At 67.7% G+C, this 20,499-nt stretch carries 21 protein-coding genes; 14 read left to right on the forward strand and 7 right to left on the reverse strand.

All coding sequences use genetic code 11. The annotated features are described in order from the left end of the window. Positions 1 to 439 precede the first annotated feature (439 nt). Entirely contained in the window at positions 440 to 1,087 is a 648-nt protein-coding gene (locus GLP40_RS26595; protein WP_154790759.1) for a TetR/AcrR family transcriptional regulator, read from the reverse strand. An 80-nt stretch (positions 1,088 to 1,167) separates the two neighbouring features. On the opposite strand from GLP40_RS26595, the gene GLP40_RS26600 reads away from it, so the two are divergent. From GLP40_RS26600 to GLP40_RS26620, 5 genes are all read left to right on the forward strand, one after another. Next, positions 1,168 to 2,082 (forward strand): sterol desaturase family protein, encoded by a 915-nt coding sequence (locus tag GLP40_RS26600; protein ID WP_328290690.1) that lies wholly within the window; start codon positions 1,168 to 1,170, stop codon positions 2,080 to 2,082. 706 nt (positions 2,083 to 2,788) lie between these two features. Continuing rightward, the gene (locus GLP40_RS26605) at positions 2,789 to 4,012 is read left to right on the forward strand and encodes an oxygenase MpaB family protein (RefSeq protein ID WP_154790760.1); all 1,224 of its coding nucleotides are present in this window, start codon (positions 2,789 to 2,791) and stop codon (positions 4,010 to 4,012) included. 425 nt (positions 4,013 to 4,437) lie between these two features. Next, on the forward strand, positions 4,438 to 5,304 hold the full coding sequence (locus GLP40_RS26610) for an FAD:protein FMN transferase (RefSeq protein WP_230329975.1): 867 nt from the start codon (positions 4,438 to 4,440) through the stop codon (positions 5,302 to 5,304). A gap of 107 nt (positions 5,305 to 5,411) precedes the next feature. Further along, positions 5,412 to 5,690, forward strand: a complete 279-nt coding sequence (locus tag GLP40_RS26615) for a hypothetical protein (protein ID WP_154790761.1) — start codon at positions 5,412 to 5,414, stop codon at positions 5,688 to 5,690. Positions 5,691 to 5,723: 33 nt separating this feature from the next. Then, a complete protein-coding gene (locus GLP40_RS26620; RefSeq protein ID WP_328290691.1) occupies positions 5,724 to 6,401 on the forward strand; it encodes a TetR/AcrR family transcriptional regulator in 678 nt (225 codons plus the stop codon). Between the two features lie 172 nt (positions 6,402 to 6,573). On the opposite strand, the gene GLP40_RS26625 is transcribed toward GLP40_RS26620, so the two are convergent. Further along, positions 6,574 to 7,812, reverse strand: coding sequence for a beta-lactamase family protein (locus GLP40_RS26625; protein WP_230329976.1), 1,239 nt, complete (start codon positions 7,810 to 7,812; stop codon positions 6,574 to 6,576). Between the two features lie 86 nt (positions 7,813 to 7,898). On the opposite strand from GLP40_RS26625, the gene GLP40_RS26630 reads away from it, so the two are divergent. The 3 genes from GLP40_RS26630 to GLP40_RS26640 all read left to right on the forward strand — a co-directional run bounded on the left by GLP40_RS26630 (position 7,899) and on the right by GLP40_RS26640 (position 12,095). After that, a complete protein-coding gene (locus tag GLP40_RS26630; RefSeq protein WP_328290692.1) occupies positions 7,899 to 9,926 on the forward strand; it encodes a glycosyltransferase family 39 protein in 2,028 nt (675 codons plus the stop codon). A gap of 103 nt (positions 9,927 to 10,029) precedes the next feature. Next, on the forward strand, positions 10,030 to 11,259 hold the full coding sequence (gene dinB, locus GLP40_RS26635) for a DNA polymerase IV (protein ID WP_154790763.1): 1,230 nt from the start codon (positions 10,030 to 10,032) through the stop codon (positions 11,257 to 11,259). 35 nt (positions 11,260 to 11,294) lie between these two features. Beyond that, positions 11,295 to 12,095 carry a HugZ family pyridoxamine 5'-phosphate oxidase gene (locus tag GLP40_RS26640; RefSeq protein ID WP_154790764.1) on the forward strand — a complete coding sequence of 267 codons (801 nt, stop codon included), beginning with the start codon at positions 11,295 to 11,297 and terminating at the stop codon, positions 12,093 to 12,095. Positions 12,096 to 12,121: 26 nt separating this feature from the next. Here the strand turns inward: GLP40_RS26640 and GLP40_RS26645 are convergent, their stop codons facing one another. Further along, on the reverse strand, positions 12,122 to 12,988 hold the full coding sequence (locus GLP40_RS26645) for a class II glutamine amidotransferase (RefSeq protein WP_154790765.1): 867 nt from the start codon (positions 12,986 to 12,988) through the stop codon (positions 12,122 to 12,124). Between the two features lie 75 nt (positions 12,989 to 13,063). Between GLP40_RS26645 and GLP40_RS26650 the strand changes: the two genes are divergently transcribed. After that, positions 13,064 to 13,294: a hypothetical protein gene (locus GLP40_RS26650; protein WP_154790766.1), complete on the forward strand. Its 231-nt coding sequence runs from the start codon at positions 13,064 to 13,066 to the stop codon at positions 13,292 to 13,294. Positions 13,295 to 13,339: 45 nt separating this feature from the next. On the opposite strand, the gene GLP40_RS26655 is transcribed toward GLP40_RS26650, so the two are convergent. Further along, complete coding sequence (locus GLP40_RS26655) at positions 13,340 to 14,557, reverse strand: epoxide hydrolase family protein (RefSeq protein ID WP_328290693.1); 1,218 nt, start codon at positions 14,555 to 14,557, stop codon at positions 13,340 to 13,342. A gap of 23 nt (positions 14,558 to 14,580) precedes the next feature. Between GLP40_RS26655 and GLP40_RS26660 the strand changes: the two genes are divergently transcribed. Continuing rightward, a complete protein-coding gene (locus tag GLP40_RS26660) occupies positions 14,581 to 15,810 on the forward strand; it encodes a site-specific integrase (protein WP_154790767.1) in 1,230 nt (409 codons plus the stop codon). A gap of 27 nt (positions 15,811 to 15,837) precedes the next feature. Here GLP40_RS26660 and GLP40_RS26665 read toward each other — a convergent pair whose 3' ends face one another. From GLP40_RS26665 to GLP40_RS26675, 3 genes are all read right to left on the reverse strand, one after another. Beyond that, positions 15,838 to 17,019 (reverse strand): NAD(P)/FAD-dependent oxidoreductase, encoded by a 1,182-nt coding sequence (locus tag GLP40_RS26665; RefSeq protein WP_154790768.1) that lies wholly within the window; start codon positions 17,017 to 17,019, stop codon positions 15,838 to 15,840. 87 nt (positions 17,020 to 17,106) lie between these two features. Continuing rightward, positions 17,107 to 17,640 (reverse strand): hypothetical protein, encoded by a 534-nt coding sequence (locus GLP40_RS26670; RefSeq protein WP_154790769.1) that lies wholly within the window; start codon positions 17,638 to 17,640, stop codon positions 17,107 to 17,109. A gap of 6 nt (positions 17,641 to 17,646) precedes the next feature. Then, a complete protein-coding gene (locus GLP40_RS26675; protein WP_154790770.1) occupies positions 17,647 to 17,862 on the reverse strand; it encodes a hypothetical protein in 216 nt (71 codons plus the stop codon). Between the two features lie 135 nt (positions 17,863 to 17,997). Here GLP40_RS26675 and GLP40_RS26680 point away from each other — a divergent pair, with 135 nt between their 5' ends. The 4 genes from GLP40_RS26680 to GLP40_RS26695 all read left to right on the forward strand — a co-directional run bounded on the left by GLP40_RS26680 (position 17,998) and on the right by GLP40_RS26695 (position 20,491). After that, positions 17,998 to 18,615, forward strand: a complete 618-nt coding sequence (locus GLP40_RS26680) for an ArsR/SmtB family transcription factor (protein ID WP_328290694.1) — start codon at positions 17,998 to 18,000, stop codon at positions 18,613 to 18,615. Between the two features lie 2 nt (positions 18,616 to 18,617). Beyond that, positions 18,618 to 19,352 (forward strand): SRPBCC family protein, encoded by a 735-nt coding sequence (locus GLP40_RS26685; RefSeq protein WP_154790771.1) that lies wholly within the window; start codon positions 18,618 to 18,620, stop codon positions 19,350 to 19,352. A 54-nt stretch (positions 19,353 to 19,406) separates the two neighbouring features. Then, positions 19,407 to 19,979: a dihydrofolate reductase family protein gene (locus tag GLP40_RS26690; protein WP_154790772.1), complete on the forward strand. Its 573-nt coding sequence runs from the start codon at positions 19,407 to 19,409 to the stop codon at positions 19,977 to 19,979. A 74-nt stretch (positions 19,980 to 20,053) separates the two neighbouring features. Beyond that, on the forward strand, positions 20,054 to 20,491 hold the full coding sequence (locus tag GLP40_RS26695) for a GlcG/HbpS family heme-binding protein (protein WP_196054808.1): 438 nt from the start codon (positions 20,054 to 20,056) through the stop codon (positions 20,489 to 20,491). The last annotated feature ends 8 nt before the right edge of the window (positions 20,492 to 20,499 follow it).

Consider the following 20,499-nt stretch of genomic DNA (forward strand, 5'->3'; position numbering starts at 1 on the left):
ACAGGCCCGCTCGCCGGCCAGGAAAGCGGCATGCGACGCCGCCCACCATCACCAGCGGTTCCGATGACGATGTGCCAGTGGTGCGCTGGCCGGAGCCGAGTGGGCTCGAATCGTGGTGGCACGCCGTCATGCATCCCGCCGCCGAGCCACCCACACCCACGTGACGAGCATTTGGCTCGATCGGCACGCAAGGGTAGTTCCCCTCGCGGGCAGTGCGATGGATTCCACCCGCGGTGCGAGATTCCGGAGCATCACGATTATGCGACCGTTCGGTATCTATCCGAGTGGCGTTCCACGTATGGTGCGCCCTCCGGTGCCGATACCCGCCACGGCCGGCCCGGCTCCCGCCGACGACGACACCCGGTACGCCTGTGAATGGAAGTACGACAGAATCCGCCGCCTGCCCGGGCAACACCCGTCGCCTCGCCGCACAGCTGAACTAGCGAGGTGGTCGATTGTTCGCAAGCTGTCGCGCCGAGCCGATGGAGAACACGGTGTCGATGAGCCCGGTGAACCGGAGGGTGAGATCCTCGGCGGATTCCTCCGGATGTTCACGGGCCCACGCCATGATCGCGTCCACCGCGGCGGTCCAGATTCGTGCGAGTGCGTCTACGTCGCGTTCGTCGTCATCGCCGAGCGCGTGCAGGAAACGGCGTACGCCCGCTGTGGCGTAGCCGGAGATTCGGTCCCGATAGGCGCGAGTCATTCGCCCGGAGACGCCCGTATCCGGGACGGAGGGGTCGTGGATGATGCGCCAGGCGGTGCGATCCGGGCCGAGCGTATCGAAGATGCCGTGCAGGGCATTGGCCGGAACCGCGAAAGGTTCCGCGTCACTGCCCATCTCGCGATCCAGGCGTTCGAGCAGCGGCTCGCCCACGGCGGCCAGGCATTCGGCGTAGAACTGGTCCTTCGAGACGAAGTGCTGGTACACCAGCGCTTTGGATACACCCGCGCGCGCCGCGACGGACGCCATGGATACTCCCGCGAAGCCCCGTTCGGCGAACTCACGCAGGGCGGCCGACAGGATCTCCTGGCGGCGATTGTCGGAGGGCATTCCTTTGGTTCCCAGACCCGCGGCCGTTGACATGGTCCTGAACTTACCCTACGGTCACTTCCATCCGAAGTGACCATAGTGTCACTTCAAAGGGCGTGAGAGGTGCGCGAGCCGTGTCCCTGTGGGAACAGATCAATCAACCCGTCACCTATGCCATCCCCTTCTTCGTGCTGGCGATGGTGCTCGAGATAGCCGCGCTGCGCGGACATGAGGACGACCGCACCGGCTACGAGAAGGTCGACGCCCGCAATAGCCTGGTCATGGGCGGGGTTTCGGTATTCATCAGTGGCGCGGCGAAATTCGCGGCGCTGATCGCCTTCGCGGCACTGTATGTACACGCGCCCTGGCGCCTCGATCCGCGCAACCCGTGGTCGTGGGTCGCGGTGATGCTGGGCGTGGACATGCTCTGGTATCTCTACCACCGTGTCTCGCACCGAGTCCGTCTGGTCTGGGCGGCACACCAGGTACACCACAACAGCCGGTACTTCAACTACGCGACGGCGCTGCGCCAGAAGTGGAACCCCTGGTTCGAACTGCTGATCTGGACGCCCCTGCCACTGCTGGGCGTACCGCCGTGGATGGTGTTCACAGCCTGGTCGTTCAACCTGATCTACCAGTTCCTGGTCCACACCGAAGCCGTCGGGAAGCTGCCACGATGGTACGAATTCGTGTTCAACACGCCTTCCCACCATCGCGTGCACCACGCCAGCGATCCGGAATACCTCGACCGCAACTACGGCGGCATCCTCATCCTCTGGGACCGCCTCTTCGGCACTTTCCGGGCCGAAACCTTCCGCCCCACTTACGGACTCACCACGAACATCGACAGCACCAATGTCCTCACCCTGCAGTACTACCAATTCGGTGCGCTGTGGCGTGATCTCCGCTCGACCCGGCGCGTCCGCGATTGGCTCGGCTACACTTTCGGGCCTCCCGGCTGGCAGCCAACCCTTCCGGACACGCCTCCCTCGGCCCGTGGAGATGAACAGCCACTCACCCCCGGTCCGGCAGAAGTCGCGAACGAATAAGAGCGAGCCGGCCTGTCGGAGCATGCGCTACCTCCGATGCCACCACCCCGGTCACGCGCCCGTGCGTGGTATCGGAGACACCGGTAGGCGTCCTCGACAGTCGCTCCTGATCCTTCCGCGTCAGCCCGCCTCCAGATCTCCCTGGAAACGGCGCGAAAACAACTCGTTTGCCCTACCCCAGATAACGGAGTCACTTCGCGTACGGCTGGAGCAGCGTCGCGGCAGGTAGGCCCATGCGCCGCCTCGGATATCGGGCCGGGGTCATCTGGAGAATGCGCAGATGCGGCCCGCTTTGTAGCGTCGGCGTTTCGCCTGCCCGTGAAATCCTTCCTCAGGATTTCGGATGCGCGGACCGGTGTCCGATTGCGGCCCTGGCGAATTACCTCGCGACCGGTGCCGAGCGCGCCGCCGGTCGCAGATATCGGCGAAGATCGCGGGGCGCCAGGGTGGCCGCGGCCCTACGACTCAGCCTGCGCGGCGCGGTCGGCGAGGTGTGTCAGTGCGACGGGTCCACTACTTCCGGCCGACCCGAGGTCGAAGTGGTTGAGGAGGTTCTGGATAACGACGTACGGGTTCATCGACTGGTCCTTCATCTGGGAAATCCGTGCCAACTGGTTGTGACTGCCGTCACCGTGTGGTCTCATCAAGATACACAGATACATAATATGTGTCTGTGTATCAGACTCAACGAAGAGGGAACATCGGCATGGATGCACACCGTCTCAGCAGACGTGACGCATTGAGGACAGGTAGCGGGTTATTGGGCGTCGTCGGTGCGATGGCACTGACCGCGCGTACCGCCCGAGCGGAGCCGTGGAAGTGGTCGCCCGCCGATTCGGTGGTCGGCAGCGGTGACGGCGCCGACCCATTGACCATGTACGACCCCGAAGCGGATTCGGTTGTGGCGGATGTCATCGACCACGCCGATGTGCCGCAGGTCAACAAGCTGCTGGCGACCTGGATCTACAACAACCAACCCTTGCCCGCCGGCCTGCCGAAGGGGCTGGCCGACTTCATGGAGTACGCGCGTCAGCTGCCTTCGTGGACCGATCAGGGCAAGCTGGCCAGCTCCTTCGAGTTCAACAAGAAGCGCGGACTATATCTCGGCGTGCTGTACGCGTTCGCCAGCGGAATGATGTCCACGGTCATCCCACACGAAGCGCTGGCGGTGTACTACTCCCGCGGCGGCTCGCATCTGAAGGATCGCATCGCCAAGACCGCGAAATTCGGATACGACATCGGCACGGTCAATGCCTACGGAGACGGCGGCGAGATGATCGTGACCTGCGTGAAGACCAGGATCATTCACGCGTCCGTCCGGCATCTGCTGCCGCAGTCGCCGCACTGGCCCGACGGCGTCACGCCGATCAGTCAAGACGACATGATGGTCACCTGGCACAGTCTGGCCACCACCATCATGCGGACCCTCACCGCGTGGAAAGTGCCCATCCCGGTCGCGGAATCCGATGGCTACCTGCACAGTTGGCAGCTGGCCGCGCACCTGCTCGGAATCCGTGACGAGTACATTCCCGCGACCTGGGAGCAGGCCGATGCGCAAGCCGCCCAGCAGCTCGACCCGATCCTCGCACCGACGGCGGAGGGCAACGATCTGGCCAACCAGTTGCTCAACCTCGGCGCCGACCTCGATCTGACCCTGCTCAGCCGCGGCATCCTGGGCGCGTTCACCCGATTCATCATGGGAGACAGGGTCGCCGACTGGCTCCACATCCCCAGAGAATCGGTCTGGAGCCCACTGCTCGAAGTCGCCTGGGGCCCGTTCGTCGCCGTTCGGGAAGGCGTGTTGTCGGTGGCTCCGGTGGTGGACGCTCCCTACTGGATGTTTGATGAGTTCCTGCGCCAGTTCGCCATGTGGTACATGGCCGAGCTGAGGATGCCCTTGAGCATCGAAATCCCGCTCACCAACCGCTGAACCTCATCCTCGCTCCGGCGAGACGTGTACGGGAGTCGGCGAGGACGCCAGCACGACGGCCCGCCGGCCCCGAAGCCGAGGAATAGCAAAGGACCAATTCCGATGAAGCACAGCCCGAATCTCGTACGGGTCCGCCGCATCTCGGCCGGGATTCTCGTAGCCGCGACCGCCGCGGTCGGTGGGATCGCCGCGCAGCTGGCCGCCGACGCCGAGGCCGCCCGGCATGCCGCGGTTCCCGCCTCAGAGCCTGACCTGCCCGCACACCTCGATCGAACTGACGGCGTCGCACCCGTAGGTAATGCGTACTCACCAGCGCGAACGAACCGTGACGTCCAGACCGTCGATCAGGATGGGATCGAGGATTGGCCGACGACAACGCCTGCGACCACCACCCGGACGCTCCCGCATGCGCATACGGCAGGATCATGACCGCCGCCCGCGGCGAGGCCACCTCCGCGGCGTTCGACGCGATCGGAACCACCGCCACAGTGGTGTGTACCGATCCCCGCGACCTGCGGTGGGCGACCGAGCTGGTTCGCGCCAGATTGGCCGAACTCGACCGCGCCGCTTCCCGATTCCGCGACGACAGCGAACTCGCGTTGATCAATGCGCGCAGCGCGGAACTGGCACGCACGGATCGATCCGCGCGCCTGCGGATTTCGGTAGGCGCGACACTCGGATCGTGCTTGCGCGCCGCGGCGCGCACCGAAAGGCTGACCGCAGGACTGGTCTGCGCGACGGTGGGCGCCGCGCTGATGGCCTGCGGCTACGACGACCTGGCAGCGGTACGCGCTTGCGTCGACACGTTGCCCACCGGTCCGACCCCGGTCATTCCGGCGCATCACCAGCTGAAGTTCGACGAATCCCACCGGGAGGTGAGCATTCCGGCGGGAACGATGCTCGATCTGGGTGCGAGCGCGAAAGCTTGGGCGGCGGACTCGATCGCGTCCGAACTCGCGGTGACCGGCAGCGGCGGCTACCTGGTCGATCTGGGCGGCGATCTCGCGGTGGCGGGCGCGGCGCCGTCCCGAGGATGGGCGATCGGAGTCCGCGACTGGAACAACGTTGTGGCGCAGGTCGTCTGCTCGGCCGGACAGGCTTTCGCGACCTCCTCGACCCGGCTTCGTACCTGGGTCCAGCACGGCATCGACCGCCATCACATTATCGATCCGCGCACCGGCCGACCCGCGCACTCGCGCTGGGCGCAAGTCACCTGCGCGGGTCCGGACGTGGTGCGGGCGAACGCCGCGTCCACCGCTGCCGTCATCCTCGACGAGCATGCCCCGCAATAGCTCACCGTCCGCCACGTGCCCGCGCGGCTGGTGACCCATGCCGGCGAGGTCGTGACGACCTCCGGGTGGCCGGCCACGACCACTGCGCCACGAGATCGGCCCAGCTCATGAGTAGTCCCTGGCTCTGGTACTTTTCGCGGGCTGCGGGCGTGGTCACCTTGACCCTCGTCACGGTCACCGTGGTGCTCGGTCTGCTGACCTCGGCGCGCTGGAATGGCGAGGACAAGCCCGACCCCGCGCCGGCCGCCGAAGCCATCGAACTCTGTCCCGTCACAACGCTTCGATGGGATCCGATGAGACGACTAACGTACCTGCGTATCAACAACGATGTGGAGTATGCGCCACGCGATCACCGGGCGAAGCACGATGGCGGCGCGGCCGAATAACAGATACAGGACAGGATGTTTCAGGAGGACGCCGTGGAATCTGCGCCGCCCGCTCATTCGCCCCGGGGCGGCAAGTCCTTGATCGAACGCGCGTATCTGCAGTCCGTCGAACAGGTCGACGACACCGACGAGATTCGCACCCGCATCCTCGACGCCGCCGACGAACAATTCCGACGCTGGGGTATTCAGCGCTCGACCATGGAGGACGTCGCGCGAACCGCGGGGGTTTCCCGCATCACCGTCTATCGCCGGTTCGCGACCAAAGAAGAGTTGGTGGAACGGGTCATCCTGCGTGAGTTTCGCCGTTATTTCGACACGTTCCTCGTCGATATCGCCGCAGCCACGAATGTCGGTGATCGCGTGGTCCTCGGCTTCGTGAGCTCACTGCGCGCCCTGCGTGGGAACCCGCTGATCGGTGCTCTCATCACCGCCGAACCCGACCACTTCATCACCTCGTTGGTCGGTGACGGCGGACGGGCGGTGGCGATGGTCAGGGAATTCGTGGCCCATCAACTCGGCCAGGAGCAGCGGGCCGGCACTATCTCCCCGGATCTGCGGGTCGAGCTGGTCGCCGAGTTGATGGTCCGAATCTGCGCGTCGTTCCTGGCGATTCCGAGCCAGGTCGTCGACCTCGACGATGACGAACAACTCGCCGCGATCGCCCGCCAATTCCTCGTCCCCATGCTCGAGCCACCGGACCCGCGACGATAGACCACGAAGGCTCCGGCGTTGTCGTGTTTCTCCCAGTGGCATTCGCGCCTAATGCCTAGCGTGAGCACCGCCGTGGCCGGTCTGATTCCCGACGCGGTCGTGGACATCACCGGTTCTCACTCCCCGCACCGCACCTCGCGGAGGACTGATCGGCGGTCGGCCGGGGCGCGGCCTATCCGCGATCTGTCCGAGGGCTCATGGTCGCGGAGATCTCGGCGACCAGCTGCCAGGGGCGGTCGGTGTCGGCCTGGGCTTTGCCGCTGGTGAGGATGGCGCCGGAGAGGTGACGGGCGCGGTCGGACCAGCCGTATTGAGTGGTGAGGCCGCTGCGGCCGAAGTGCGATTCGGTGTCACGGCCGAACTTCGAGCGCCGGGCCCCCAACTCATACCCGGCGACCGAGACTCGGCCCGCAATGCCGGGCAGCCAGCGGGCCGGGCGGGTCGCGGCGGCCAGGGTGTCGGGGCGCATGATGCGGACGCCGTCGAGTTCACCGCCGCGGGTGAGGATTTCGTAGAAGCGGGAGAGTTCGAAGGCGGTGGTGACGAGGTTGCCGGAGGGGAGTTCGGCGGTGAGGAAGGCGCGGGCGGCGGCTTCATCAGTGGGGCCGGAAAGACCGCCGCCGAGAGCTCGGCCCGCGAGATGACGCCAGATCTTGGCGGGACCGGGGCCGACCTTGACGCTGGGAACGACCTCGTCGACGTCCTCGGCGCGAACGCCGAAGTTGTTCCAGCGGAAGCCCAGTGGGTCGAGGACCTGTTCGCGGAGGTGGTCCCGCATGGACTTGCCGGTGGCGCGCTGGACGAGTAAGCGTTGGATCAAACCGCTCGTCAGAGCGTGGTAAACGCGGAAACGGTTGGGCGGCCAGCTCGGAACCAGGTCGGCGAGGCCCTGGACGGCGAGTTCCTCGTCGAGGACGAGGTCGGCGCCGCGGTGGGGCGGGGTGATGAAGGGAACGCCGGCCGAGTGGGACAGGACGTCGCCGATGGTGATGCGGTCCTTACCGTGGCTCGAGAACTCGGGGATGTAGGCGCAGACGGGGTCGGTGAGGGCGAACGCGCCCTGTTCGACGAGCATGAACGTGAGCGCCGCGGACACGCCCTTGGCCGTGGAGAATCCGCAGAATGGGGAATCGGGGGTCACCAGGCGCTTATCGGCGTCGGGGGCATCCTTGGGCGCATTGCCCCAGCCGTGGCCGATGGCCCGGTTCAACACGACGTGGCCGTGGCGGCGCAGACACACCTGGATCGCGGGCGTCGTGCCCATGCGGTACCAGTCTTGTACGGACCGCCAGATCGCTTCGATATCGCCCGGCGCGAGTCCGGCGTCGGCCGGATCGGCTTCGGGCCCTGAGGTGGTCACCGCGTCGAGGTCCGGGTCGATCCGCACCAGCGCTGTCATACCTGGGCTCATCCGACCAGCATAGGGAGATCTCGGTTCACAGGAATCTCCCAGCGAGGAGTCAGGGTCTTCACCGTCTGGCGGGTCACACTCCCGCGGTGAGCGTGACCACTGCCGAGCTGGCCCCGTCCGAACCGACCGCCCCGCCGACCGAGATATCGGAGGACCTCTCCCCCGCGCGTCCCTGGGAGCGGCTCGCGCTGGCGCTGCTGCTCATCGGCACCGCCGTCGCATACCTGTGGAACATCACCGTCAATGCGATGGGCAATAGCTTCTACGCCGCCGCGGCCTGGTCCGGATCGCAGGACTGGAAGGCCCTGCTGTTCGGGTCGCTGGATCCGGGCAACTTCATCACCGTCGACAAGCCGCCGGTGTCGCAGTGGGTGATGGGCCTGTCCGGGCAGCTGTTCGGATTCAGCAGTGCGAGCATGCTCGCACCGCAGGCGGTCATGGCGGTCGGCGCGGTCGCGCTCATGTACGGCGCGGTCACGCGGGTGACGTCGAGCCGCGGTGCTGGTCTGCTGGCGGGCCTGGTGCTCGCCGTGACGCCGGTGGTGGCGTTGATGTTCCGGTTCAACAATCCGGACGCCGTCATGGTGCTGCTCATGACCGCCGCGGCCTATTGCACCGTGCGAGCGCTGCCGCGGGCGAGCCTGAAATGGATCGTGCTGACCGGTGTTGCACTGGGATTCGCGTTCCTGGCCAAGATGCTCGAGGGTCTCATGGTGTTGCCTGCGCTGGGGCTGGCGTATGTGATCGTCGCTCCGACGACGCTGCGCAACCGGCTGCTGCATTCGCTGGCCGCGCTGGGCGCATTGATCGTCTCGTCGGGTTGGTATGTGCTGCTGACCATTCTGTGGCCCGCCGATTCGCGCCCGTATCTGGCGGGGTCGAAGGACAACACGTTCATGGATCTCGTGCTGGGCTACAACGGTTTCGCCCGCTATCTGGGCAAGAACCACATGGGCGGCAGCGCGAAGAATCCCTTCGAACTGCCCGAGGGCTACGAGATTCCGAAGGCGCTCGAGCGCGGCGGCTTCGGCGGCGGGTTCGGCTCTGGCCCGGACCGGATGTTCACCGGTGAGATCGCATTCGAGATCTCCTGGCTGCTGCCCGCCGCACTACTCGCCTTCGTGCTGGTGCTGGTGTCGCGGGGTCGCCGGCCGCGCACCGATCTGGTCCGCGGTGCCGCCCTGGTGTACGGCCTGTGGCTGGTGATCGACGGGGTGCTGTTCTCGGCGATGAAGTCGGGTATGCACGCCTACTACACGCTGGCTGTCGCACCGGCGATCGCGGGCTGCATCGCCGTCGGCGTGTACGAGGTGTGGCGTCGCCGGGCCGAGGCGTTCGGCCGGGTCGGTGGTGCCGCGTTGATCCTCTCGGCGGGGATCTGGGGATTCGCACTGTTGCAGCGCAATTCGGACTGGCAGCCGTGGCTGCGCTGGACCGTGCTGGCGATCACCGTGATCACGAGCCTGGGTCTGATCGTGCTGACGCTGCCGCCCGCGGCACGTTGGGATCGCCTGCGCGGCCGCGCGACCACGGTACTCCTCACGGCCGGTGTGATCGCGGGCCTGGCCGGAACGACCGCGTACGCGGCCGCGACCCTGCCGGAGTCGCACACCGGCGGTGGCCCGACCGTGGGTCCCGCGCAGCCGAAGAAGCAGGGCCCGGCCGATCAGTTCCGCGAGCATCTCGAGACGCTGTTCGGCGGCCAGGCCGACCCGCAATTGGTCGCGCTGCTGCAGAAGACAGACACCAAGTGGTCGGCCGCCATCGACCGCTCGTCGCCCGCGGCCGGCCTCGAATTGGCCAGTCGCACATCGGTCCTCGCCATCGGCGGCTTCACCTCCGCCGACCCGGTGCCGACCCTGCCCCAGTTCGAGGACTTGGTCCGCAACCACGAGATCACCTACTACCTGGTCCCGGAGATCAAACTGCCCGACGCGTGGCGTGTGGACCCGAAGCCCGCTGATTCCCCAACGCCCGCGCACCCAGATCCACAACAGGGCATTTGGCGACCGGCAGGCAACAAGGAGATCCTCGACTGGGTGACCGCCCACTACACGGCCACCCAGCACTTCGGTGATATGGCGGTCTACGACCTGACCGGCCAGCAGCGCTGACGCTCGTCGGCGCCGTTCCCCGAATTCGGCATCCCGTGCGATGATCCGGCTCTGCCGTCAGAGGCTCGGGTTCAACACATCAGACCGACGGGTATGCGAACATATGTTCGTGTCCGGTTTGATCGCGAGCAGTCGAGAGCGTCCCGAGCAGGCAGCGATTCTGCATGCCGACCTGGACTCCTTCTACGCATCGGTGGAGCAGCGGGACAATCCGCGGCTGCGCGGCCGCGCGGTTCTCGTCGGCGGCGGGGTCGTGCTGGCCGCCAGCTATGAGGCCAAGGCGTTCGGGGTGCGTACACCGATGAATGTGCGCCAGGCACTGAGCCTGTGCCCCAACGCGATCGTGGTGCCGCCACGCATGTCGGCGTACTCACAGGCCAGCAAGGCGGTCTTCGAGATCTTCCGCGACACCACGCCCGAGGTGGAGGGCATCTCCATCGACGAGGCTTTCCTGGATGTGGCCGGGCTGCGGCGGATCGCCGGCGCCCCGGTCGATATCGCGCGCGACCTGCGAACGCGCGTGCGCACCGAGGTCGGGTTGCCCATCTCGGTCGGGGTGGCGCGCACCAAGTTCCTGGCCAAGGTGGCCAGCGCGGTCTCCAAACCCGATGGGCTGCTGGAGGTTCCACCCGATCAGGAGCTCGAGTTCCTGCATCCGCTGCCGGTGGAGCGACTGTGGGGCGTCGGCGAGGTGACCGCCCGTGAGCTGCACGAGCGCGGCATCACCAAGGTCGGACAGCTGGCGGATATGGGTGAGGGTCCGCTCGCGGCGGTGCTCGGCCCGGCCATCGGCAAACATCTGTACGCATTGTCGTGGGCGCGCGACCCGCGGCGGGTGGATACCGGGCGACGCCGCCGCTCGATCGGCGCGCAGCGGGCGCTGGGCCGACGCCACCGCAGCGACGAGGAGCTCGAGGCCTACCTGCACGGCTTGGCCGACCGGCTCGGGCACCGCCTGCGCAAAGCTCGCCGGGTGTGCCGGACGATCGTGCTGCGCATGCGTTTCGACGACTTCACCCGCGCCACCCGCTCGCACACCCTCCCGGAGGCAACCGACAGCGGGCAGGCCGTCCTGCGCGCGGCCCGCACGCTGCTGGCCGCCGCCCTGCCGCTGATCCACGAGCGCGGCGGCCTGACCCTCATCGGTCTGTCGCTCACCAATCTCGACCACGCCGACACCATGCAGCTGTCGCTCCCCTTCGAACCGCGCGCGGAATCCACCCTGGATTCGACCCTCGACGCACTGCGGGATCGCTTCGGCGCGGGCACCGTCACGCGTGCCGCCTTGCTGGGGAAGGGCGAGGGGCTTTCGGTACCAATCCTTCCCGACTGATCGGTCCCGTTCGTCGGCGCGGGTAGCCTGTGCCCATGGCTCTCGACCACGGCGACCCAGGCGACGCGCCCTCTACTCCCCCGCCGCTCACCCTGATCGCGAACAGCACCCGGCCCTCCGCGGCGGATGAAGCCAGAACCGTTGCCGCGGCGACGAATACCGCCACCCTTGCGACGCTCTCGGCCGATGGCGGACCTTGGGCGAGTTTCGTCACATACGGATTACTTGCGGGACAACCGGTCCTGTGTGTCTCCCGGCTGGCCGAGCACGGCCGCAATCTGGCCGCCGATCCGCGGGCGAGTCTGTCGATCGTCACACCGGATCTGCCGGAGGATCCGCTGGCCGGAACGCGATTGACGCTGGCGGGCATCGCGGAACGCCCGGACGGCGGGGAGGCCGTCGCGGCTCGCGAGGCTCACCTGGCCGCGGTCCCGGCCGCCGAGACCTATATCGACTTCAGTGATTTCACCGTGTGGGTACTGCGTGTGCAGCGGGCGCGCTGGGTCGGTGGTTACGGGCGCATGGATTCGGCCACGGCCGAGGAATACGCTGCCGCCCAGGCCGATCCGATCATCCCCGCGGCAGCCCGGGCCATCGCGCACCTCAATGACGACCACGCGGACGCTCTCCTGGATATGGCCCACGCCCGGGGCGGCTACCCGGATGCGTCGGCCGCGGTCTGCGAACGGGCCGACCGCTATGGTCTCGACCTGCGGGTCACTACCCCGCGCGGCATCGCGATCACGCGCATCGGCTATCTCCGGCCCATTGACGCCATCACCGAATTGCGTGCGGCCACTGTCGAATTGGCCCGGGCCTCACGACCGGAACGATGACTCGCGTCCGCTCGCCGCGGTGATCACTACCGTGCGGTCTGGGACGCGGCGGCGGTCGCGCCCAGGTCGGCGAGCGAAAGCGGTTGGCGGGGCGGGGAATCCAGAACGATGCTGGTCCGCACGTTTTGGCGGCCATCGACATGCAACAGTTCGCCTGATGCCAGGAGCCGCCACCCGGGGTCGCTGTCCATACGCTCGCTGGCGATGACGACGGCGGGATAGCCGGCGAGCGCGCCACTGCGGGTGCGAATGCCGGGGCCCGCCGCATGGTCGAGGCGTTGATTGCCCTGCACGCCACCCGCGGCGCGTTCGAGGACGAACAGGTCGTGGGTGGCGGGGTAGCGCAGGGCCCACAGCTCGGTCGCCGTTGTGAGGACGAGGTTGAGCGCGTAGAGCGGCAACCGGTCGGCGATCCAGCGAACCGCGTCGGCGATACCCGCGGTGACATCGCCCGCATGGTGATCGATCCGCTTGGTGATCAGGGCGAAGAAGCGTTCGGAGTCGGTGTCGCCGTGGACGAGTCCGCGATACTCGCCCAGTTCCTGGTCAAGTTCGTCGAGCCCGTGCAGCACCCCGTTGTGCGCGAACAACCGCCCGCGCCGCTCGAACGGATGGGTATTGCGCACGTTCAGCCCGCCGGTGGAGGCGAAACGCACGTGTGCGACGAAGGTCGCGGATTCGCGGTCGCGGGCCTCCAATGCGAAACGCCGGTCCTCGTAGGCCGCGATCGGCTGCTTCTCGACCAGCGGGGCGCCGGCCGCGGTGAAGGTGCCCAGGCCGACGCCGTCGGGTTCGCGGTGACTTTGCCGGGCCAGGCTGTCGGGCGCGTCCAGCAGCCAGAAGGTGGCCCGGACCCGGTGTGGAGCGGCCGAAAGACCGAAGAGCCGACACATGAACTGCTCCTTTCGCAAGAGGCGAAGGCAGGCAGACCGCACGACAGCACGGCTTCGCTGAGGGATGATTGGGCCATGTCGGACACGCCGTCCGTGCTCGAGCATCATCGTATGCGCGAGCACGGCGCCATGCGCCTTTCGGGCACGGTGGAATCCATGATCTGGATCCACCGCAACTGTGTCGAGGGTGACGGCGATACCGAGCAGTCGTGCGGGCGGCGGCAGCAGCTGCTGGAGCTGCGTGCCAGAAACGGCTGGACCTGGCCGCTTCCGAAGCCCGACGCGACGTGGCGGTTACAGCGCTGAGGCATTGCCCCGGGTCGATGACGGAATACTCAGCGCGGCAAATCGCTACCGTCGGCCTCGAAAGGTCCGGCGGAGATCATCGGTCCATTCGACCGGGATCTCCCAAGGGATGAAGTGGCCGCCGAAATCGTGGGCGGTCACATTGACGTGGTTGTACCACTGGCCGCGGTCGCTGTCGCGGAACTGTCGCGCGCGTTGGGCGGTGGTGACGCCGGGCGGATTCTCGTGGGCGACGAAGGTGAGGCCGGTGGGGGCCTCGATGACTGGCCAGCGGTCGTGGGACGGGGTCCACGGGTAGCGGTTGTGGTTGGCGTAGATGCGCATCGAGCTGCCGATGGAGTTGGTGGCCCAGTAGATGGTGGCGTGGGTGAGCAGATCGTCCTTGCTGAAGACGTTTTCGATGTCGCCGCCGCGGTGGTCGCTCCAGCGCATCCAACGCTCCAGGATCCAGGCCAGCATGCCGACGGGTGAATCCGACAAACCGTGTGCCAGGGTGGCGGGCGCGAGCATCTGGGCGGCCAGGTGGACGGCGAATCGCCTCTCCAGCTCGATGATTCGCGCGTACACGTCATCGGATAGGCCCGCCGGAATCGGGCGGCCGCCGGTGACATCCCAGGCGCGATCGCCATTGAACAGGTCCAGTCGCTGGCCGGAGCCGATGTGGATGCCGTACAGGGCATCGGCGTATTTGTGCCCGAGCTGGCCGGTGACCAGCGCGCCGACGTCGCATCCGGCCGCGGCGTATGTTCGGTGCCCCAGAACGTCGGTCATGAGCGTGTGCCAGAGGTCCGCGATCTTCCAGAAGTTCAGGTCCGGGCGTGTCGGAATCGGTGTGGAGAACCCGAAACCCGGCAGCGAGGGCACGATGACGTCGAAGGCGTCGGCCGGGTCGCCGCCGTGCGCCGCAGGGTCGGCGAGCGGGTCGATGACCTTGGACCAGTGCCAGAAGGTCCAGGGCCAGCCGTGTGTGAGCACGAGCGGGATCGGATTGTCGCCCACACCGGGTTTGTGCAGGAAGTGGATGGGGACGCCGTCCACCTCGACGCGGTAGTGCTCATAGGCGTTCATGGCCTTTTCCTTTGCGCGCCAATTGAAGTCGGTGCGCCAGTGGTCGACCAGCTCGCGCAGATACGCGGTGCGAACGCCGTAGCGGCCGTCGGCATTGCCGTCGTCATCGAACCAGCGGGTCAGGGCGAGCCGCTGCCGGAGGTCGTCGAGGATGGTGTCGGACACGTGAATCGGGGTCTGCTGCAAGGGAAGCACATGATCAATCTAGGGTCGAAGGCATGCCAGATCCCAGGGAGGTCAGCGAGCGGTCGCCGGGGCAACAGACCGCGGTGATCGCGGTGCCCGACGAGGTGCGCGGCGAATTGCGGCGCGGGGTGCGCAGTGTGCTGGTCGACGCGGCGGCGCTGCGGCTGGTGCGGGATCGTTTCGACGAGGTGCAGGCCGGATCGTTGCGGCGGTATCTGGAGGCGTCGCAGTCGGCGAATACGTTGCGCGCGTACCGGACCGACTGGATCGCGTGGGCTGCCTGGTGCGCGGCCGAATCCCGGCAGGCTTTGCCGGCGGATGCGCTCGATGTGGCGGTGTACCTGGCCGCCGCGGCGGACGCGCGGCGCGAGAACGGCGAATGGGCTTTCAGCGCGGCCACTTTGGAGCGCAAGGCCGCGGCGCTGGCCGCCGTGCACGCCGCCAACGGGTTGCCCTCCCCTACCCGCACCGATGTGGTGCGGTTGACCCTGCGAGGCATTCGCCGCACCCGGCGCAGCCGACCCGAGCGAAAACGCCCCGTGCTGCTGCACACCCTCGATCAGCTGCTGGCGGAGCTTCCGGCCGCGGAGTGGCCCACCGAACCGGCCCGCCGCCGCGACAGCCTGCTCCTGCTGGTCGGATTCGCGGGAGCCTTGCGGCGCAGCGAGATCGCGGCTCTGCGCATCACCGACGTCACTGTCGCCACCGACCACACCACCGGCGAGCCGCTGCTGCTGATCCAGCTGCCCAGCACCAAGACCGACGCGACCGGCGTCAACGAACAACGCGTGGCGCTGCCCCGTGGCCGGCGCCCCCATACCTGCCCCGTGTGCGCCTTCGCCGACTGGGCCAGGCTGTGCGAGGCCCATGCCACCGCCGACCTGCGCGCCTGGCTCGAGGACACCCCGGCGCCCGATCCCCGTATCCATCGCTGCCACGGCTTCACGGGCACCGCGCTCAGCGACCCGAGTCTCCCCCTGTTCCCGACGATTTCGCGCCATGGCAGCATCGCCGACACCGCTATGTCCGGCCGCGCGGTGGCCGAACTGGTCAAGCGCTACGCCGCCCGCGCCGGCCTCGATCCCAGCCTTTTCTCAGGGCACTCCCTGCGGGCCGGATTCGCCACCCAGGCCGCATTGGGCGGGGCCAGCGACCGCGAGATCATGCGCCAGGGCCGCTGGACCAACCCCCGGACCGTACATGGCTACATCCGCACCGCGAACCCCTTGGAAGACAATGCCGTAACCAAGCTCGGCCTGTGACCGCCGTGGCGGCAACCGAGCGCAGATCTACATCTGCGGAGCCGTCACCGCCGCGGCCGCGACACGCTGCTGACGCTTGCCGCCCTTGATCGCTGAGTACGAGCCGGGCTTGCGGGCCTCGCGGGCCAGCCCCCATACCGTGGACTTGCAGACGGCCTCCTTGACAGCGGCCGCGAGCCGGCCGCCGAGGTAGGCACGCCCGGCGGTGTCGTCGAAGTGGGCCAGCTGCACTGCCGCGCCTTTGCGGCCGAGGCTGATGCACTGACCCACGAAGGCGAAGTCGAGGACGCTCGGTTCAGTTTCGGCGATGCGGCTCAGCACCGTCTCTGCGGCGTGCGCGCCCAGCGGGATCGCGGCCTGACAGCTCATGCGCAAGGGCTGGTTCGAAGGTGAGGCCGCGTCGCCGGCCGCCACGATACGGGGATCGTCGATGCTGGTGAGGGTTTCATCGGTGAGCAGCCGACCCGCCGCATCGGTGCTGAGGCCGCTGCGGGCGGCCAGGTCGGGCACGCCGAATCCGGCCGTCCACACCGTGATCGTGCTGGGCAGTTCACGACCGTCGGCCAGCACCACGCTGTGCGGGTGGACGGTCACGACCTTGGCATCGGGGCCGTCGATCACGCGCACGCCCAGCCTGGCCAGCTGGCGCGCGACCGAGCGGCGGGCTCCCGACCGCAGATACGGGCCGAGGACACCACCGCACACCAGGGTGACCGGGCGGCCCGCCTCGGCCAGCTCTGCGGCGGTCTCGATGCCGGTGGGGCCGCCGCCGACCACGGTCACGGGCGCGGTCGGATCCGCGTCGGCCAGAGCGGTGCGCAGCCGCTCGGCGTGCTCGAATTCCGCTATGTCATACGCGTATTCGGCCGCGCCCGGAACGGTCGGGGCCGCGCTGCGGCTGCCCACCGCGTAGATGAGATAGTCGTAGGCCACGCTGCCTCCGCTCTGCAGCGCCACACTGCGCCGCATCCCATCAATGGCCGTCGCCTCGTCGACGACAAGCCGAATCCCCTCGCCGAGCACCGCGTCGTACTCGGCGACGGCGTTTCCGGAACCGGCGACCAACTGGTGCAACCGGATTCGCTCCACGAAATGCGGCCGCGGGTTGATCACCGTGATGGACACGTCGTCACGCATCCGCAGATGGTTGGCCGCGATGACTCCCGCGTATCCGCCGCCTATCACGACGACATCGGTCTTCCGGTCCATGTCCGCTCCTTCACCCTCGGTGGTGTCGGACATGAAGACACCGTTCGGGCCCGAAGTGTGACACGCTGGCGTACCGCGTGGCGCGGATCACCGTCGGCGTCTCGACTTGCGGGCAGCGAGCGCCTCACTCCACGTCAGGGCCGGCGGCCAAGACGGGCCGTCGATGACCGGGACCTGCGGCGCGTGCCGGGCGACCGCGGCCGACAAGCGCGCACGCGATACTCGCCAGCCGCTCATGCGCCGATAGGCCCAGCGGATGGTCCCGTCGGCGCCGGGAATCAGGTCGGGTCGGCCGGCGCCGCGCAGGATGCGGGCAGACGATTCGGGAATCGGACGTGCGGCGGGGCCGCCATGCGAAGGCTGGGTGGTGCCCCGCGCGCGTACGCCGATGCAGCGGTAGGTGGATTGGCTTCGCGGCGACGAGGTCGTCTCGGTGAACAACTCGACCGCGCAAATTCGCGACCAGGGCACGGTCTGGGCCGGACTGGCCGCGGCCGCGCCGAAGTAGATGCCCGCGCTGTGGACGGCGAACATGATCTCGCCGCGCAGCCCATGGCGGAACGGCCACAATCCGGCGCGTACGACGTAGGCATCCGCGCCGAATGTCTCGGAGGTCGCCATCGGCGCTCAGCCGATCAAGCCGGCGCCATGGTGGTCGCCCCTGTCGGGGTGGCCACCATGGCGCGACGGGATGCCCGAATGTGGAGTGCCGTAGGAGATTCCGACGTCATCGACCGAGTCGCGGCCGCGTGGCCGCGAGCCGGGGTGGACGACGGCGAGGACGATCGCGCAGCCGAGCAGCAGCGCGAAGAACCCCACCACGATGACCAAGAGAATCGTCACCGGCGCAGCGTGCGCGTAGCGACCGCGCGGTGTCAATACCGCGGACCCGCCCAGTCGATGACGCATCGCCGACACGCCGATACCGACAACTTCGACTTCCTTGACAAATTTTTTTGTCGGTGAGACTCTGGGGTCGTGCTGGACGTCGCAGTGATCGAAGAACCCGCCGCGGCCGAGGCATCCCTGGACCCGATCCGGTCCCGGATCCTCGCCGCGCTGGCCGAGCCGGGCTCGGCCGCGAAGCTGGCCGGGCGGCTGGGGCTACCGCGGCAGAAGATCAACTACCACCTCAAGGAGCTGGCGCGGCACGGGCTGGTCGAACTGGTGGAGGAACGCCGCAAGGGCAATGTCACCGAGCGGATATATCGCGCTACCGCAGCGTCTTACGTGATCTCCCCCAGCGCCATGGGTGCCGTCAGTCCGGATCCGGCGCGCTCGCCCGATCAATTGTCGGCGCGGTGGCTGCTGGCGCTGGGATCGCGCCTGGTGCAGGAGGTCGGGACGCTGTTGGCCGGGGCCGCCCGCGCGCAGCGGCGGGTCGCGAGCTTCGGTATCGACGCGCAGGTGCGGTTCGCCTCCGCGGCCGATCGTGCGGCGTTCGCCGACGAGCTGGCGCAGGCGGTGGCGACCCTCGTCGGCCACTACCACGACGAATCCGCGCCGGGCGGCCGCAATCATCGGGTGATCGTCGGCGTGCACCAGATTCCCGATCGGGCCACCGACACCGAATCCGAAGCAGGGCAGGAGCACTGATCATGGGGCATCCTTTCGAGATCGAGCTGGAGGCCACGCTGCCCGCCGATCCGGAACAGGTCTGGGAGGCGATCGCGACGGGACCGGGAGTCGATTCCTGGTTCATGGGGCGCAACGAGATCCAGCCGCGTGAGGGCGGCGTCGCCGCCATGGAGACCGGGGGGCGGCGGGAAGAGGCGGTGATCACCGCGTACGAGCAGGGCAAGCGCTTCGCCACGCGCACCGAGGCCGACGAGGACGGCCGATTCATGGCCTTCGAGTACCTGATCGAGGGACGGGAGGGCGGCAGCACCGTGCTGCGCGTGGTCCACAGCGGAGTGCTCGGCGACGACTGGCAGGACGAATACGATGCCCTGCGCCGCGGCTGGCCGTTCCACCTGAACACCTTGCGTGAGTACCTGACCTACTTTCCGGGCCGGATCGGTGCACCGGTATTCGCCGTTGCGACAGGGTCATCGGGCCAGGAAGTGCGGGCCCGGCTGACCCGAGCACTGGCGCTGCCGACACCGATTGCCGTGGGCACACGCGTGCATGCCGAGCCGGCCGGTCTTCCGCCGCTGGACGGCGAGGTCACGTGGGCCGACGGGGAACGCTTCGAGATCCGCACCGCCGAGGGGCTCTACACCTTCCACCACGCACCCACCGGGCTGTCGCTGATGCTCCATCACCTCTTCGGCCCCGATACCGCCGGGGCCGAAGAGTCCTGGCAGCGGTGGCTCACCGACCTGCTCGGATGATCCGGCCGAGTGTGTCGAATCATCCACCCACACAACAGATATCGAGGACACGACATGCGCACTCTGATCAGCACCGCCTTCATCTCCCTCGACGGGGTCGTGGAGGGCCCGGGCGGCGAGCCCGGCTATCGCAACTCCGGCTGGACCTTCAAGGACGTCGAGTTCGTTCCCGAGGCCTACGAGATCAAGGGCCGTGAGCAGGAGCAGTCCACAGCCCTCCTGCTGGGCCGGATCAGCTACGAGGCGTTCAGCCCGGTGTGGCCGGATATGGCGGACTTCGCCGGCTACAAGGCGATGCCGAAGTACGTCGTCTCCACCACCCTCACCGACGCCGACCTCGTGTCGAACTGGGGCGAGACCACCATCCTGCGCTCCATCGACGATGTCGCGGCGCTGAAGGAGACCGAGGGCGGCCCGATCATCATCCACGGCAGCGCCTCCCTGAACCGCGGCCTGTCGGATGCGGGCCTGATCGACCGCTACCACCTGCTGGTCTTCCCGCTGCTGCTGGGCGCGGGCAAGCGGCTGTTCTCCGACTCGGACAAGGACGCCCAGAAGTTGAAGCTGGTCGAGTCGGCGGTGTACTCGAACGGAATCCAGAAGAACGTCTTCGACGTCGTGCGCTGATATTTCGCGCTGTTGGGACGGGATGGTCTCTGCCGCATCGATTCTCGTGCCGGGCTCCGTACTACAGTGTCGGCATGGCTGAGACTCCCCGTCTACCCGGTTTGGCTCTGGCGGATGCCGACTGGCTGGTGACGGCCGCGCTGCGCGTGGGTGCCGACGAGGGCTTTCCGCCCCTTGCGGTGGCCGTTCTCGATGTCACCGGCTCGGTAATCGTCCTGCGGCGCGCCGATGGTGGCATGCCGATGACGAGCCGGATCGCTGTGGCCAAGGCGCGCACCGCCTTGCTGACGCTGCGACCGTCGGGTGCGGTCGAACTGCCCGCACCGATCACCAGCAGCATCCAGCATCTCTACGACGGCGACTTCGTTCCGTACGCCGGTGGTCTTCTCATCACCGAGAACGGGGTGATCCTCGGTGCGGCGGGCGCGTCCGGTGCGCATGCCAAGGAAGATGAGCGGGCAGTGCGGAGCGCCGTCGACCAGTGGCACGAATACCGTTCCGGTTCGGTCTGAGGACTACT

It is taken from the genome of Nocardia aurantiaca (assembly GCF_009708175.1).
In the GTDB taxonomy this organism is placed as follows: domain Bacteria; phylum Actinomycetota; class Actinomycetes; order Mycobacteriales; family Mycobacteriaceae; genus Nocardia; species Nocardia aurantiaca.

Coding starts and splice junctions, on each gene's coding strand:
- GLP40_RS26695 (WP_196054808.1), top strand. CDS start 20,054: ATGGCTGAGACTCCCCGTCTACCCGGTTTGGCTCTGGCGGATGCCGAC.
- GLP40_RS26605 (WP_154790760.1), top strand. CDS start 2,789: ATGGATGCACACCGTCTCAGCAGACGTGACGCATTGAGGACAGGTAGC.
- GLP40_RS26690 (WP_154790772.1), top strand. CDS start 19,407: ATGCGCACTCTGATCAGCACCGCCTTCATCTCCCTCGACGGGGTCGTG.
- GLP40_RS26610 (WP_230329975.1), top strand. CDS start 4,438: ATGACCGCCGCCCGCGGCGAGGCCACCTCCGCGGCGTTCGACGCGATC.
- GLP40_RS26650 (WP_154790766.1), top strand. CDS start 13,064: ATGTCGGACACGCCGTCCGTGCTCGAGCATCATCGTATGCGCGAGCAC.
- GLP40_RS26595 (WP_154790759.1), bottom strand. CDS start 1,087: ATGTCAACGGCCGCGGGTCTGGGAACCAAAGGAATGCCCTCCGACAAT.
- GLP40_RS26640 (WP_154790764.1), top strand. CDS start 11,295: ATGGCTCTCGACCACGGCGACCCAGGCGACGCGCCCTCTACTCCCCCG.
- dinB (WP_154790763.1), top strand. CDS start 10,030: ATGTTCGTGTCCGGTTTGATCGCGAGCAGTCGAGAGCGTCCCGAGCAG.
- GLP40_RS26685 (WP_154790771.1), top strand. CDS start 18,618: ATGGGGCATCCTTTCGAGATCGAGCTGGAGGCCACGCTGCCCGCCGAT.
- GLP40_RS26615 (WP_154790761.1), top strand. CDS start 5,412: ATGAGTAGTCCCTGGCTCTGGTACTTTTCGCGGGCTGCGGGCGTGGTC.
- GLP40_RS26670 (WP_154790769.1), bottom strand. CDS start 17,640: ATGGCGACCTCCGAGACATTCGGCGCGGATGCCTACGTCGTACGCGCC.
- GLP40_RS26625 (WP_230329976.1), bottom strand. CDS start 7,812: ATGAGCCCAGGTATGACAGCGCTGGTGCGGATCGACCCGGACCTCGAC.
- GLP40_RS26665 (WP_154790768.1), bottom strand. CDS start 17,019: ATGGACCGGAAGACCGATGTCGTCGTGATAGGCGGCGGATACGCGGGA.
- GLP40_RS26660 (WP_154790767.1), top strand. CDS start 14,581: ATGCCAGATCCCAGGGAGGTCAGCGAGCGGTCGCCGGGGCAACAGACC.
- GLP40_RS26645 (WP_154790765.1), bottom strand. CDS start 12,988: ATGTGTCGGCTCTTCGGTCTTTCGGCCGCTCCACACCGGGTCCGGGCC.